We start from the raw sequence: 13,795 nt of genomic DNA, 5'->3' as shown, positions 1-13,795 counted from the left end.
TTATGCCTGTTTATAACGTTAGTGGTAAAACCCTTACCATGAGTAGTTTACCGTGTAAGTCACCGTAACCTCTCCGTTAGCCGGAATAGATACATCAAAGTGGATATGGCGGGAGTCTTGTTTGATGAAACTGTGAGATTTACGCCCAATTTCCCACTCAGACCAGCGATACAAGGTTTCTCTAATGACGACATCCGCGGCTTCAGGTTTGTGGTTTCGTAGCGTAATTTCAAAGCTTTCGCTCATGGTTCGAGCTTTGGTATCGACTCGATAGTCGGTTTGTTTGCGTTCGCCTTTAATATCAAAAGCATTACCCATCTTAATCAAAACGTCTTCATCTTTAGGCGTATGATCAATAATGTCTTCGCCAATGAACTCCAAACTGCCGTCCGAGTCTTTCTGATTAACTCGAATGCGCCCAGCCGGCAAAGGCATTCCCATGTTATTTTTTTCGCTATTATCAAAGCGCAAATACACATTAACGTCGCCTTGCGTATTGCGGCCATAACTTTGATTGGTATTGAGGCCGACATAGCGATATTGGCTTGATGCGTCGAATACCAGCTCTTTGTTACAGCTTATTGAACTTACGGAAGGGAACAGCTCCAGCTGCTTTGTGGAGTTATTAGGAAGTGTAGCCGGGCGGCCAAGCGTATAGAGGTGGTATTCAAAGAAGGCTTTTTCTTCAAAGCCTCTGGAACCGTCTGCTACTGATGCCACTTTTTCATAAACCATATGGTTTCTACTAGGCTGTTCTGGCTGCGCCCGATTGACATCACCCGCAATCAGTTTCAGCTTGGCATTCTCAAAATTAGCGCCAGATTGATTAATAATACTAACCCATGCCGACAGATCGAGTGTGCAGTTATCTTCCTCGTTATAGACAACGTTATAATCTGACCACCAAGTCATGCCTTCCGTCTGGTAGCTCAGTTCAATATTTTGCTGACCAGATTGGGTCGCATTCAAATCCCAGACCAGGGTAGGCTTTGTCCGCAAGCCACCGGGAAGTTGTGGAAACTTGATGTTACTGTAATTCCTAATGCTATGAATGTTGCCGCGTGTATCTTTTAGGACAAGACCTCCTGTAGCGCTAATCAGCTCACCTTCAATGCGATTAATATCATCACCTTGCACTTGTTCTACAATAATGGTTTTTCCTAAATAGCGCTGCAGTAATTTCTGCTGGCTAACCAGGTCAAACTGGTAGTTTTGTTCCAAAACATGCGCTTCAGGGTCAGTTAATGAACGAAATGATACCGTGGTTGGGTCAAGAAGAGCAGCGACGTCGTTAACTTCGAGTCGGTTTAGACCTTTGTCGAGCTTGTGAGATTGAGTGCTACGAACGACAGCGTATCCTGGGACATTGTAGTGACCATAATGTTGCCCAGGAATAGGGCGGTAGACATTTGGTGAAATAGAGCCGGGCTGAGCGCTGCTGTAGATGGTAACGGCTTCGCTTTTTGTTTTTGCATGTGCGGAAACAGCAGTTGTACCTAACGCTACGCTGACAAGTAATGTTAAAAGGCTATGTGAGTTATGTGTAATGTGCATAAAGTTTACCTTGTATTTCCTTAGTTCTAACACTATAAACGTCTAAGGAACCTAAAAGGGTTAAATCTTTCAAAATTTTATGAATCGTGGGTTGAGTATGTTGAAAGTTAAACATTTGTTGAGCAGTTTTATTGTAATGTTGAGTTTTTTCACGCCATTCTCCGCAGTGGCTGCCGAGTATAACCAGCTAGTAAAAGAAGACAGTAAAATTGAATTTAGCGGTGTACAAAATCGTAAAACATCATTCACTGGTCACTTCAAAGAGTTTGACGTTGAAGCGACTTTTGATAGCCATAATTTAGAGGCTAGCCAGATAGATGTTGTTATCGAACTGGCATCGGTTGAAAGTGGCAGCGAAAAGCGTGACACAAAGCTCAAAAAAGGTAACTGGTTTGATATTGAGAACTCACCTAGAAGTTACTTTAAGTCAAGTTCTATTAAGTCTGTTTCTAAAGGTGTTTATGAAATAACTGGCGACTTGAAAATTAAAGGAATAACAAAGCCTTACAGCTTTAAATTAGAAATTCGTGAACTAGTCGACTTGTTGCATTTGTCAGGTAATTTTACAATCAATCGTCTCGATTTTGACCTCGGGCTTGGTGCTTGGGAAAACCCAGACTGGGTGAAGCATGAGGTTGACGTTGAGTTTTATATAGCTGTGAAATCCAGAAAAAAATAAACACAAACATAAGGGTTTCAAGCAGCTATTGTTATCAACCATAATAGCAATAGAGAAGGGCAAATGTACAAACCCATTATAACTGGCATTGTGTTACTCGCGGTTTCTTCGGCAGCAAAAGCTGACATCCTTGATATTGACGACCACACTGCCGATAAGATCGTCTCAATCTGCAAGTTTGTTAAAGGTGAAGGCCATCCTGAGCAACTTAGACTGAAAGGAATGGCTTGGTGCAAAGTAGGGGTAGACTACATGCCAGAGCAGTTCATCCGACAAAAGAAGTTAGTTAGCCACCTTTATCAATCGGACAGCTACAAACATTTATTGGAAAAGAAAGAATTTACTTCTCAGCTCAAGAAAGCCCGTCGAAGAATCGCTGAGATTTCGTTAGGAATGTAAGTTGTAAGAAAAGCAGAGCAAAGCTCCTGAATTAAAAAAGCGCCGATTTGGCGCTTTTTTTGTGCTTATTACAATTTAAGTTTTATAAACTAGGAAGTTCTAACTCTTTAGCGAATTGATTAAATAAGCCGCTATCAATTAACTCACGAATGGCTTCAATATCTGGGCCAAAGTGGCGATCTTTATCGTAATAAGGGACTTCTTCACGGATCGCATCGTAAGCTTTCTGTAGCGTCGCTGAGGTTTTAAGTGGTGCTCTAAAGTCCAGTCCTTGTGCTGCACTTAATAACTCAACTGCAATGACGCCAGCAGTATTGAAGTTCATATCGCGTAAACGTCGCGCCGCGAAGGTAGCCATAGAAACGTGATCTTCTTGATTGGCTGACGTTGGTAAACTATCGACAGAAGCAGGGTGCGCCAATGTTTTATTTTCTGAGGCTAATGCTGCGGCAGTCACCTGTGCGATCATAAAGCCTGAATTAACGCCACTGTCTTCGACTAAGAAGGCTGGTAGGCCGCTTAGGTGTTTATCGAGCATAAGAGCAATACGACGCTCCACAATCGCACCCACTTCAGAGATAACGATGGCCAATAAGTCAGAGGACATAGCGACTGGCTCTGCGTGGAAGTTACCGCCAGAAATAATATCGCCGTCTTCGGGGAAGACTAGCGGGTTATCAGAAACCGCATTGGCTTCAGTTAATAATACCGAAGCAGCGAAACGCATGTGGTCGAGAGCTGCGCCCATGACCTGAGGCTGACAACGTAAAGAGTATGGATCTTGTACCTTGTCGCAGTCTTCGTGTGATTCGTTTAATTCACTGCCCTTGATTAGATTCAGTAACGACAAGGCCACTTTCTTTTGACCATCATGGCCACGAACTTCATGAATTCGTGCATCGAAAGGTGCAACTGAACCAAGCACGGCATCAACCGTTAAACCACCAGCGACTATCGCTGCTGAGAAATTGTTTTCCGCGCCGAACAATCCTGCTAAGGCTAGCGCCGTTGAGCATTGGGTACCGTTCAGTAGCGCTAGGCCTTCTTTGGCGGCTAACGTCAAAGGCTCTAGCCCAGCAGCTTTTAAGCCTTCAACGGCACTGATAATTTTGCCTTTATGACGTACTTCACCGACGCCAATTAGCGTACAACTCATGTGCGCTAGTGGCGCTAGATCGCCTGAGGCACCGACAGAGCCTTTTTCCGGAATGCACGGATAGACTTCATGGTTTACTAGTTTAATCAGTGCATCAACCGTCTCGCGACGCACGCCTGAGTGGCCTTGCGATAGACTCGACAGTTTAAGCACCATCAATAAGCGAACTACGTTATCAGGAAGTAACTCGCCAATGCCTGCGGCATGAGAAAGCACTAAACTTTCTTGTAGAAGCTCTAATTTTTCGCGTGGAATGCGTGTTGAAGCGAGCAAACCGAAGCCCGTGTTAATACCGTAAACCGTCTGGTTGTTTTCGACGACGTTTGCGACTGTTTGCGCCGAGCGGTCGATCACTGGGTAAAAGTCAGCGTTTAGTTCGATCTGACAAGGCTTCGAGTAAATGTCTCGACAGTCGGCAAGCGTCAACTTGCCTGGAGTTAATGTATACATTGTCATAAATTGATAACCTTAAAATTGTTTGTCAGCTCTACTTAACCATTGGAAGGTTTAAGTTATTTTCTTTAGCGCACTCGACAGCTGCCTCGTAGCCAGCATCTGCGTGGCGCATAACGCCTGTCGCTGGATCATTGAAGAGTACACGATTAATGCGTGCGGCAGCTTCGTCAGTACCATCACAGCAAATCACGACGCCTGAGTGCTGCGAGAAGCCCATGCCAACGCCGCCGCCGTGGTGCAACGATACCCAAGTGGCGCCACCAGCTACGTTCAACATGGCGTTCAGTAAAGGCCAATCAGATACAGCGTCAGAGCCATCTTTCATGCCTTCCGTTTCGCGATTTGGGCTGGCTACTGAGCCTGAATCTAAGTGGTCACGACCAATGACAACTGGCGCTTTTAGCTCGCCATTTTTAACCATTTCATTGAATGCCAAGCCTAGTTTATGGCGTAAGCCTAAGCCGACCCAGCAGATACGCGATGGTAAGCCTTGGAATTGAATACGCTCTTTCGCCATATCCAGCCAGTTGTGAAGATGCGGATCGTCAGCGATGATTTCTTTCACTTTTTGGTCGGTTTTGTAAATATCTTCTGGATCACCTGAAAGCGCTACCCAGCGGAATGGACCTACGCCGCGGCAGAAAAGAGGGCGGATATAAGCTGGAACAAAGCCTGGGAAATCAAAAGCGTTTTCGACACCTTCTTCCAGCGCCATTTGGCGAATGTTGTTACCGTAATCGACGGTTGGGATGCCGGCATGAGCAAACTCAACCATAGCTTTGACTTGAACGGCCATGGATTGTTTCGCCGCTTTAGTCACTTCTTCAGGGCTAGATTGCGCTTTTTCGCGCCACTCTTCAAGTGTCCAGCCTTGTGGCAAATAACCATTCACAGGATCATGTGCTGATGTTTGGTCAGTCACTAAGTCAGGTTTAACGCCACGCTTTTGAAGCTCAGGGAACACGTCAGCCGCGTTGCCCAGTAAACCAATCGAAATCGCCTCGCCATTGTCCAAAGCTTCTTGTAGCATTTTTAAAGCTTCATCAATGCTGGTGGCTTTCTTATCGACATAGCCCGTGCGCAGGCGGAAATCGATACGCGTTTCGTCGCACTCAACGGCGATCATGCAATAGCCTGCCATGGTTGCAGCAAGCGGCTGCGCACCACCCATACCACCAAGACCGCCGGTTAAAATCCATTTGCCTGTGGTGTTGCCGTCGAAGTGTTGACGACCCGCTTCAACAAACGTTTCGTAGGTGCCTTGCACAATGCCTTGGCTGCCAATATAAATCCAAGAGCCCGCCGTCATCTGGCCGTACATCATTAAACCTTTTCGGTCTAGCTCGTTGAAGTGTTCCCAGTTTGCCCAGTGTGGCACTAGGTTTGAGTTCGCGATTAAAACTCGCGGTGCATCAGCGTGAGTTTTAAAAACGCCTACAGGCTTTCCCGACTGTACTAAAAGCGTTTCATCATCGTTAAGTTCTTTCAACGACTCAACGATTTTGTCATAACATTCCCAGTTACGAGCCGCTCGACCAATACCGCCATAAACCACTAGGCCTTGCGGATGCTCTGCAACATCTGGATCTAAATTGTTCATTAACATGCGAAGCGGTGCTTCGGTTAACCATGACTTTGCGTTTAACTCTGTACCTTTTGGCGCTCTTATCTCGCGACTTGCATCAAAACGTTCGCTCATTTTGACTCCTCTCTAATATTGTAAGTAACCCAGCTAAAGCTCGGTCAGTTGGTGTTCAGTAGTAAATCGTCCAGTCAGCTTAAAACGGCTGGCAGGGTGGAATAATTGGCAATAGCTGACCAAGAGTTCTTTCGACCAAGTCGTTCTATCAATCGATAACACCGGCTCATTCTCTTGCAGCTTTAGGGTGATCCGCATAAAGGGATCTGCCTCTTTGGCTTCGATTTGATGTTCGGCCTGCGTTAGTGGCGCTACTTCTGATAGATAGACGTTCGGCGTCATCTCATTAAAATTCTGTTTTAAGTAATCCGGCGCAGCTTTGGGATTAACGTAACGTTGCTCAATCTGAATCGGCTTTTTATTTTCTTTGTGGACCATGATCGAGTGGAAAATGTCTTCGCCTTCCTCTAAGTCAAAGTAGTGTAAAAGGTGAGTAGGGCAGTGCTCTTTTTGCAATAAAATCAATTCATTAGAATATTCTCCACCACGATCTTGAACTTCGTCGGCGATATTTCTAATTTCGAGCATCGGCGAATGGAGCTTCTTTGGAGCGACAAAAGTGCCGCGGCCCTGAACGCGATACAAAATACCTTCTTCGGTCAGTTCATCTAAAGCGCGGCGAGCTGTCATGCGACTGACGCCACAGGTTTCCACCAGCTGATTCTCAGAGGGCACTCGTTTGTGCTCCGCCCAACTTTCGTCTTCAATACCTTGTTTTATAAAGTTTTTTACCACCATATAACGGTGAGTATTAGCTTCAGTCATGAGCTCCAATCTAATTGATTGTATAATCCCTGTAGTGACTTGAACCCAGCAAAAAATCCTGTATGCTAAGTTGTATATACAAGTTGAACTATACTAATAAATACGTATGCTTTTCAAGCGTAAATAGCAAAGAAAAGTGAAAAGAGAAATAAAGAAAAGGCAAGTGAGACCAATGAATTCTAAATCTTTAACCGAACGATTTAAAAAGCAGCAAATAGAACCGAGTGAATTCAATCACTTGGCGCATTTACAAGTTGCTTGGGATTATATCCATGAATACTCTATGGTCGAGGCTCGCGAAAAGTTCCATCAGGATATTATCAAGCTGACCAAAGTTCTTGGCGCCGAAGAAAAGTATCATCGAACGCTGACCGACTTCTTTTTAGATTACCTGTACCAAGTAAAGTGGTACTTAAATCATTCAGGCGCAAGCTCGGAATCATGGAGTGCGGTAGAGCAACAGTGTCCGTTATTGATTAGCGACGCCAAAAAGCTGATTAGTTACTATTACAGCGATGAATTAATCAATTCAGACCTCGCACGAACTCAGTATGTCGAGGCTGATATTATGATTTTGGATAGAGCCAGCCTGCGTTTTAGTGAGGCTGAAATACCAGTATTCGATCTAGTCGAGCAGGATTCGCCTATTATTGTTTCGATGCCGCATCACGGGCAGTTTATCCCGCATGATGTCTTAGAGCAGATGACGGACACCGCCTTGAATAGCGCCGACACCGACTGGTATCTAGTACAACTTTATGACTATTTAGAAGAGCTAAAAGTCACTCGAATTAACGCTAACTATTCACGTTACCTGATTGACTTAAATCGAGACTGTAGCGGTAAAGTGCTGTACAAAGGAGCTGATAATACTGAGCTTTGCCCAACATCGACCTTTGATTTAGAAGCACTATACGAAGAAGACGAAGAGCCTGATTCGCATGAGGTCGCTCGACGAACAGAATTGTACTGGAAACCGTATCATCAAGAGTTAGAGCGCCTAATTAAGCAAGCCAAAGACAAGTTCGGTTATTGTTTACTGTTTGAAGCACACACCATTCAGTCCCACGTTCCGCGTTTCTTCGATGGCCAGTTGCCAGACTTTAACTTCGGCACAAACGAAGGCCAAACTGTAAGCGACGAGCTTAAAGCAGTGCTCGAAAACTTCGATACCGGTGACTATTCAAAAATTATCAACGGACGCTTTAAAGGCGGTTTTATTACTCGTCAATACGCCAAGCCAGAGGATAATATCTATACCATCCAGCTAGAGTTGTCGCAGGCTACGTATTTAAATGAAAAATTAAGATTGTTTGATAAGGAAAAGGCGCATAAGGTTGGGGGAGTGATTAAGGACTTAGTCCTGAAGTTGCAATGCGCTGCTTTTGACCGCTATTAACAAACTTAAATCAAAAGCAACGCAATAGTAAAGCAGAGTTTAGTTTAACTCCATAATTGTCTTACTTATGGGCACGACTAAAAACTTTTTCCTTTGTTTCATGTGATAAAGCATTAAAAACAAAATTACATGTTTCATGCTTTTCACATTGGAACCATATTTTATTGAAGTTAATTACTTCCTTATCCAGCCAGTTATTATACTTATTTTCTGAACTTGATATCGTGAATGTCAACGTCTCAGATACATGTACAGCCTCAGATCGTGAAGATAAAATGGACTTTACAGTAACAGTATTCAGTCCCTGTTTTAACTTCCCGTGACTAAACGACCAAAAGTTACTATCAGTCCATAAACCAACTTTACGTCCTTGCTTGTCATTTTCCAAAAAGTTATATGTAACTTCGAATACAACTTCGTTGGGTAGCTCTTTTTTAAAAACAATTCTTATGATTTTACTTTCCGTTAAGTCTCTAGGGTTCTTATCTTCAAAAAGTAAGTCTCCCGGAGAGTGCACAGGAATGCTGTTTTTTGAATCAAACTTAAAAAATGGAACTTCAACTACAGCTCCTATCGCCAAGCCTACAACGAGTATTATTGCGCCCCAAAGTAATTGCATCTTAGTTCTCCTTAATTATAAATACATATTTTAGCATGGCCGACTTTAATTCCTGGGTGACTTTTTTGCAAGTTAGAAAAGACTCTGGATACGGTGGTGATCGACCATTGGGAGTGCCTGTGGTGCCACGGCATGACGAGCTATTGTTTATTAGTCGAGTTATAAACTTTAACTAAGTTATTCCCACCTAACTGATAACTTAACTGATTAGGGTGGTCAATATCCCACAGCGCGAGTTCAGCGCTTTTGCCTATTTCAATACTGCCCACCTTATCTTCTAGTCCTAGAGCTTTAGCGGCGTTGATGGTGACGCCTTGTAGTGCTTCAAGGGGCGTCATACGGAAGAGAGTGCAGGCCATATTGAGCATGAGCAATAGTGATTGCGCTGGCGAGGTGCCGGGGTTGCTGTCGGAGGCGACGGCAATGGGTACGCCTGCTTGGCGCAGTTCGTCTATTGGTGGCAGCTTGGTCTCGCGCAGGAAGTAGAAAGCGCCTGGTAGTAGCACCGCAACTGTGCCGCTCTTGGCCATTTTGTCGATGGAGTCTTGTGACAAGTATTCTAAATGATCTGCGGATAGGGCGTTATAGTCTGCGGCTAAGCCTGCGCCAGACTGATCGGATAGCTGTTCAGCGTGCAGTTTGACTTTGAGGCCATGTTTTTGTGCGGCTTTAAAAACGCGTTCGGTTTGCTCGTAAGTAAAACCGATGTTTTCACAGAATGCATCGACACAGTCTGCTAAACCCAGTTCAGAGATTTGAGGGATCATGTCATTACAGACTAAGTCGATATACCCATCAGAGTTATCTTTTGAGCCATCGCCTTTAAATTCGGGCGGCAACGCATGTGCGCCAAGGAAGGTGGTGCTGACGCGGATAGGAAATTCTTGCTCCAGTCGCTTGGCGACTTTGAGCATTTTAATTTCGTTCTCAGTATCTAAACCATAGCCCGATTTGATTTCAATCGTGGTTACGCCTTCGTCAATAAAGCTTTGTAAACGTTTGGCGGCGCTTTGGAAGAGCTCTTCTTCGGTGGCTTGGCGGGTGGCTTTAACGCTAGAAATAATACCGCCACCAGCTTTGGCGATCTCTTCGTAAGCGACGCCATTGAGCCGCATTTCAAATTCGTTTGCACGATTACCGCCATAGACAAGGTGCGTGTGGCAGTCGATGAGACCAGGAGTGAGCCATTGGCCTTGGGCATCAATCGTTTCTTTTGCATCAAGTTCAGGGTTAGAAGTGCCAATATACGAAATCAGGCCATCATTAACGCCAATCGCGCCCTTTTCGATGACACCGTAGGGATTGTCTTCGCTGGCGTACTGGTCGGACAAAGTCGCGATATTGACGTTGTGAATAATGTAATCAAAAGGTTTCGTTTCACTCTGGCTCATATTATGATCCTGATATTGTTTTAACTATTTTACTCGACACTATGACAAGTATTCACCCGCAACAGATTTTCGCTAAATCAATACTGTTGGCCGACGGCTGGCAGGAGAACGTGTTGTTGGAGCACGATTCTAATGGGGTTATCACTAAAATTAAACCACAAACCGAGAAACCCGCAAACTTTAGTGGAAAAGTGATTGATGGCGCGGTGATACCTGGTATGGTCAATAATCACTCCCATGCGTTCCAGTGGGCGATGGCCGGTCTGGGCGAAGTGAGCGGCGGCGCCAGTGGCGGCTCTAATAAAGATGCAAAAGACAGCTTTTGGACATGGCGCAAAGCGATGTACGGTTTTGTGGAGAATATTGAGCCAGAGGACTTGAACCATATCGCCAGCGCACTTTATATGCAGATGTTAAAAGCGGGTTACACTTCGGTGGGCGAGTTTCATTATTTACATCATGACAAGAACGGTAGCTTTTACGAGAATCCTGCAGAAATGTCGTTACAGATTTTTGAAGCAGGTAAAAACAGTGGCATTGATGTCACCTTATTGCCGGTATTCTATCGCTACAGCGGTTTCGGGTCACAAGCACCAAACGATGGGCAGAAACGTTTTATTCACTCACAAGAGGCTTACGGACGCCTTTTGGAGCAGGTTCATTCGCTATCGTCAGAGTACAACCAAAGCTACGGTATCGCGCCGCATTCGTTGCGAGCCGTGGACAAAAGCGACCTCAAATTTGCAGTTGAAGCGTTACGGTCGCACTCAGACTCAGCGCCGATCCATATTCACATCGCGGAGCAAACCAAGGAAGTGGACGATTGTGTGGCGCATTATGGTCAGCGCCCGGTTGAGTGGCTTTACGAGAACCTAAGTCCTGATGACAAGTGGTGTTTAATTCACGCCACGCATTTAACCGACAACGAAGTGAAGTCGATTGCTGACTCTAAAGCAGTAGTCTCGATCTGTACAACCACCGAAGCCAATCTTGGCGATGGTTTCTTCCCAATGAAGGAATTTAAGGCAAAGGGTGGTCGCTGGTCAGTGGGTAGCGATAGCCATATCTCTGTGAATGCGATTGAAGAGTTACGTTGGTTGGAGTATCAGCAGCGTTTACGTGAGCATTCAAGAACGGTATTGGTTGATGGTGCTAACAGCTCTACGGGGCACTGGTTGTGGACTCAGGCTGCGCAGGGCGGAGCACAAAGTCTACAACAACCAGTTGGACAGATTGCCGTCGGTTATAAAGCAAACTTTGTAGAGCTTAACCTTGAGTCACTAGTGTTTACGGGTAAATCCCAAGAGCAACTTCTCGATGCCTTTATTTTTAACCATCAAGCGGACAACGATGCGATTGATGCGGTTTGGGTTCGAGGGCAAAAAGTGGTCGAGCAGGGCAAGCATGTTTCTCAGTCTGTAATCGTCGATGGTTTTAAATCGAGTCTTAAGCGCTTACAGGCTTGATAGCGTTTTACCGAGTTTTCGTGGGTCAACCGGCTTAGTGATAAACTGAGCCGAGCCTAACTTTCCAAACGCCTCCGTTTCTATAACGCTGTGATCATGACTCACAATAATAACGTCCGGTTTGGTTTCTAGCTGCTCAATTTCTTCTAAGAAATTGTTTAGTGCAAATGACGCGTCATCACTTAGAAAGTCTGAGTTTACAATGATGGCATCGTAACTGTCATGGCGCAATTTTTGTACGACTACTTGCTTAGTTGTTGCTTTATCAACGGTGACACCGAGCTTTGTTAAGTAGCCAATTAAAACCATTTTGTCGATTGGGTCTGAGTCGTAAACTAATACGCTCAGATTAATTCCCAGTGGGACTATGGGCTCTGGTTGAGATTTCTTATCCGTCTGAGACAGTGTGTTTAAAGGCATTTCGAAACGAATTTCATCACTAAAGTATAAATACTCGCCACCAAATTTTTTCAGTAGATGCTTGGCTGAAATCAGTTGAATGTTGTTGCTGTGCACTGTCACAGGAAGCTCTTCTATAAACTGGAATAAGCTCTGCCTTTCAAGAGCTTTTTTGAAAAGTTCAGCTTCAGAAGAAAAGGAGATTCGGAGGTTTGCTATATCCTGATAGTCTTGACGTAGGTCAAAGTGAATATTTAGCGTTTCTCCCTCACAAATTGTAATAAGCTGTTGAAGCAGTAGTCTCAGCATCTGCTTGAAAGCTTTTTGATCAACATGGACTTGGTGGTTCATCCTGTTTCCGCTGAAAGATTCTTGAATTAGGGTGTTCCTATTTTTGGCTTCACTAGACAGTTCTACCACTGACTGAGAGAGTAAATCTCTGCACCAAACGGCTGCTCTAGTTTGATCGATGGGACGCTTTATGATCTCATAAAACATCATCAAATTATTGATGGAGCTATTGAAGTCTTGTTGAGTGATAAAGCCAATAAACTCGTGAAGTTCCGTGTTAGCATCAAGTCGAGCCTTTTGAACCTCAGTTTTAAGCATGTTGAGTTTATGCCTTAACCCTTGGGTTTTGATCACTTGATTTTCCACTGCTGTAAGCAGGTCAGTTCCTTCGGCAGTTCTCAGGTTCTCTTTAAAGTCTTTGTAGCTTTCCGGGTTATTAAGTTGAGCGGTGATCTTCCTAACGACTTTAGATTGTTGGTTTTGTCTAACCTTAAGGAATAGCCAAAATAAAGCCAGCGGGAGGATAATTGCTAAGTTAATAAAAAGGTGAGTTATACCATCATAAGCTCTGCTATAACGATAAGGCGTTGTCGCTATTTTAAGCTGTCCTAAACGTCTTTTTTCGTTTTGAGCACTTTGTATAAGCTGCTCTGAGAATGAGCCTTGAACACCTGAACTTAGTGTTTGAGAAATATCTTTATCAACGGTCGGTAAATCAATGTTTTGCGACATACCGATTAAGCCGCGGTTATCAACTTGAGATACTACGGTGCCTTGATTATCAATGATTTGTATCAAGGCAATTTCAGGGTTATTTCTAAGCGGGTATAGCGTGTGTTGTAGATCACTGGTATTACCAAAACTTAAGCCATACTCGATACCTGGGGTGAAGCTCGCGATAATCAGGTCACACAATTTTTTCTGTTGTATTTTATGGGTGTCTTCCAGAGAACGATAAAAGACAAAATTTACCACGATCAAAACGACAGCAAATGCGATCGCATACGCAAAACTGTATTGATGAGTAAGTTTTGTTTTTTTCAAGGTGAAATCCCTTTGGAGCTGACTTTGATATTTGTACCATTACAGTGCTTGAATGTACCCAATCACAGAACGAATGTCCATCAGCTTAACTATTAGGACCGAGTTAGCAGGCGAATACGTTTTTGTTATTTAAAGCAGGTCGATACCTGTGGAGGTTGGAGAGGCTTGAGGGCTCTTAAGAGTTTTTTCTGTCCATCATGTTTAGTGCTGATTCTAACGAGTCAGCTTGAAAGTCTAGTTCAACCCGGTTATCCGTACCAAAAGCACCGCTCCAATTATCGGGCGGGGCGACAGGCGCAATGTCTAGTAAATCCCAGCTTGCTTGATCGAGTTCTTCCACTTCGCCGCTGTAATATTGAATTTCAATACACTCGTCGTCGCGGTCAATCGCCACAACTTCAAAACTTTCATCAAGATCGAGTCTTTTATACCAGTGGCCTCTTTCTGGGTTTATTGCTTGTGCCATCAATCCTCCTAG

12 protein-coding genes are annotated in these 13,795 nt (G+C 44.3%); 4 read left to right on the top strand and 8 right to left on the bottom strand.

All coding sequences use genetic code 11. The features are described 5' to 3' along the window. Window positions 1-33: 33 nt before the first annotated feature. On the bottom strand, window positions 34-1,554 hold the full coding sequence (locus tag ABD943_RS01535; RefSeq protein WP_345291436.1) for a DUF4139 domain-containing protein: 1,521 nt from the start codon (window positions 1,552-1,554) through the stop codon (window positions 34-36). Window positions 1,555-1,651: 97 nt separating this feature from the next. Between ABD943_RS01535 and ABD943_RS01530 the strand changes: the two genes are divergently transcribed. Together ABD943_RS01530 and ABD943_RS01525 are read left to right on the top strand one after the other, a co-directional pair. Next, window positions 1,652-2,233, top strand: a complete 582-nt coding sequence (locus ABD943_RS01530) for a YceI family protein (protein ID WP_345291435.1) — start codon at window positions 1,652-1,654, stop codon at window positions 2,231-2,233. Window positions 2,234-2,296: 63 nt separating this feature from the next. Then, window positions 2,297-2,632, top strand: a complete 336-nt coding sequence (locus ABD943_RS01525; RefSeq protein WP_345291434.1) for a hypothetical protein — start codon at window positions 2,297-2,299, stop codon at window positions 2,630-2,632. Between the two features lie 82 nt (window positions 2,633-2,714). Here the strand turns inward: ABD943_RS01525 and hutH are convergent, their stop codons facing one another. From hutH to hutC, 3 genes are read right to left on the bottom strand one after another with little or no spacing between them, the layout of a single operon-like run. Next, entirely contained in the window at window positions 2,715-4,244 is a 1,530-nt protein-coding gene (gene hutH / locus ABD943_RS01520; protein WP_345291433.1) for a histidine ammonia-lyase, read from the bottom strand. Between the two features lie 31 nt (window positions 4,245-4,275). Continuing rightward, window positions 4,276-5,943: a urocanate hydratase gene (gene hutU, locus ABD943_RS01515; protein ID WP_345291432.1), complete on the bottom strand. Its 1,668-nt coding sequence runs from the start codon at window positions 5,941-5,943 to the stop codon at window positions 4,276-4,278. Between the two features lie 33 nt (window positions 5,944-5,976). Continuing rightward, window positions 5,977-6,708: a histidine utilization transcriptional repressor HutC gene (gene hutC / locus ABD943_RS01510; protein WP_345291431.1), complete on the bottom strand. Its 732-nt coding sequence runs from the start codon at window positions 6,706-6,708 to the stop codon at window positions 5,977-5,979. Between the two features lie 172 nt (window positions 6,709-6,880). Here hutC and ABD943_RS01505 point away from each other — a divergent pair, with 172 nt between their 5' ends. Further along, entirely contained in the window at window positions 6,881-8,107 is a 1,227-nt protein-coding gene (locus ABD943_RS01505) for an N-formylglutamate amidohydrolase (protein ID WP_345291430.1), read from the top strand. A gap of 61 nt (window positions 8,108-8,168) precedes the next feature. On the opposite strand, the gene ABD943_RS01500 is transcribed toward ABD943_RS01505, so the two are convergent. Both ABD943_RS01500 and hutI read right to left on the bottom strand, forming a co-directional pair. Next, a complete protein-coding gene (locus tag ABD943_RS01500; RefSeq protein ID WP_345291429.1) occupies window positions 8,169-8,726 on the bottom strand; it encodes a hypothetical protein in 558 nt (185 codons plus the stop codon). A 140-nt stretch (window positions 8,727-8,866) separates the two neighbouring features. Next, on the bottom strand, window positions 8,867-10,117 hold the full coding sequence (gene hutI / locus ABD943_RS01495) for an imidazolonepropionase (RefSeq protein WP_345291428.1): 1,251 nt from the start codon (window positions 10,115-10,117) through the stop codon (window positions 8,867-8,869). A gap of 41 nt (window positions 10,118-10,158) precedes the next feature. Here hutI and ABD943_RS01490 point away from each other — a divergent pair, with 41 nt between their 5' ends. Continuing rightward, window positions 10,159-11,583: a formimidoylglutamate deiminase gene (locus tag ABD943_RS01490; protein WP_345291427.1), complete on the top strand. Its 1,425-nt coding sequence runs from the start codon at window positions 10,159-10,161 to the stop codon at window positions 11,581-11,583. Here ABD943_RS01490 and ABD943_RS01485 read toward each other — a convergent pair. After that, window positions 11,572-13,317 (bottom strand): response regulator, encoded by a 1,746-nt coding sequence (locus ABD943_RS01485; RefSeq protein WP_345291426.1) that lies wholly within the window; start codon window positions 13,315-13,317, stop codon window positions 11,572-11,574. The two genes, ABD943_RS01490 and ABD943_RS01485, sit on opposite strands and share 12 nt — an antisense overlap. A gap of 175 nt (window positions 13,318-13,492) precedes the next feature. Next, the gene (locus ABD943_RS01480; RefSeq protein WP_345291425.1) at window positions 13,493-13,783 is read right to left on the bottom strand and encodes a DUF6763 family protein; all 291 of its coding nucleotides are present in this window, start codon (window positions 13,781-13,783) and stop codon (window positions 13,493-13,495) included. Window positions 13,784-13,795 lie beyond the last annotated feature (12 nt).

The organism is Kangiella marina, assembly GCF_039541235.1.
GTDB lineage: Bacteria > Pseudomonadota > Gammaproteobacteria > Enterobacterales > Kangiellaceae > Kangiella > Kangiella marina.
This window is presented reverse-complemented; position numbering and strand designations above follow the sequence as displayed.

What these genes read in the sequence shown, in the direction of transcription:
- ABD943_RS01535 (WP_345291436.1), bottom strand. Translation starts at nt 1,554, where the DNA reads ATGCACATTACACATAACTCACATAGCCTTTTAACATTACTTGTCAGC.
- ABD943_RS01530 (WP_345291435.1), top strand. Translation starts at nt 1,652, where the DNA reads ATGTTGAAAGTTAAACATTTGTTGAGCAGTTTTATTGTAATGTTGAGT.
- ABD943_RS01525 (WP_345291434.1), top strand. Translation starts at nt 2,297, where the DNA reads ATGTACAAACCCATTATAACTGGCATTGTGTTACTCGCGGTTTCTTCG.
- hutH (WP_345291433.1), bottom strand. Translation starts at nt 4,244, where the DNA reads ATGACAATGTATACATTAACTCCAGGCAAGTTGACGCTTGCCGACTGT.
- hutU (WP_345291432.1), bottom strand. Translation starts at nt 5,943, where the DNA reads ATGAGCGAACGTTTTGATGCAAGTCGCGAGATAAGAGCGCCAAAAGGT.
- hutC (WP_345291431.1), bottom strand. Translation starts at nt 6,708, where the DNA reads ATGACTGAAGCTAATACTCACCGTTATATGGTGGTAAAAAACTTTATA.
- ABD943_RS01505 (WP_345291430.1), top strand. Translation starts at nt 6,881, where the DNA reads ATGAATTCTAAATCTTTAACCGAACGATTTAAAAAGCAGCAAATAGAA.
- ABD943_RS01500 (WP_345291429.1), bottom strand. Translation starts at nt 8,726, where the DNA reads ATGCAATTACTTTGGGGCGCAATAATACTCGTTGTAGGCTTGGCGATA.
- hutI (WP_345291428.1), bottom strand. Translation starts at nt 10,117, where the DNA reads ATGAGCCAGAGTGAAACGAAACCTTTTGATTACATTATTCACAACGTC.
- ABD943_RS01490 (WP_345291427.1), top strand. Translation starts at nt 10,159, where the DNA reads ATGACAAGTATTCACCCGCAACAGATTTTCGCTAAATCAATACTGTTG.
- ABD943_RS01480 (WP_345291425.1), bottom strand. Translation starts at nt 13,783, where the DNA reads ATGGCACAAGCAATAAACCCAGAAAGAGGCCACTGGTATAAAAGACTC.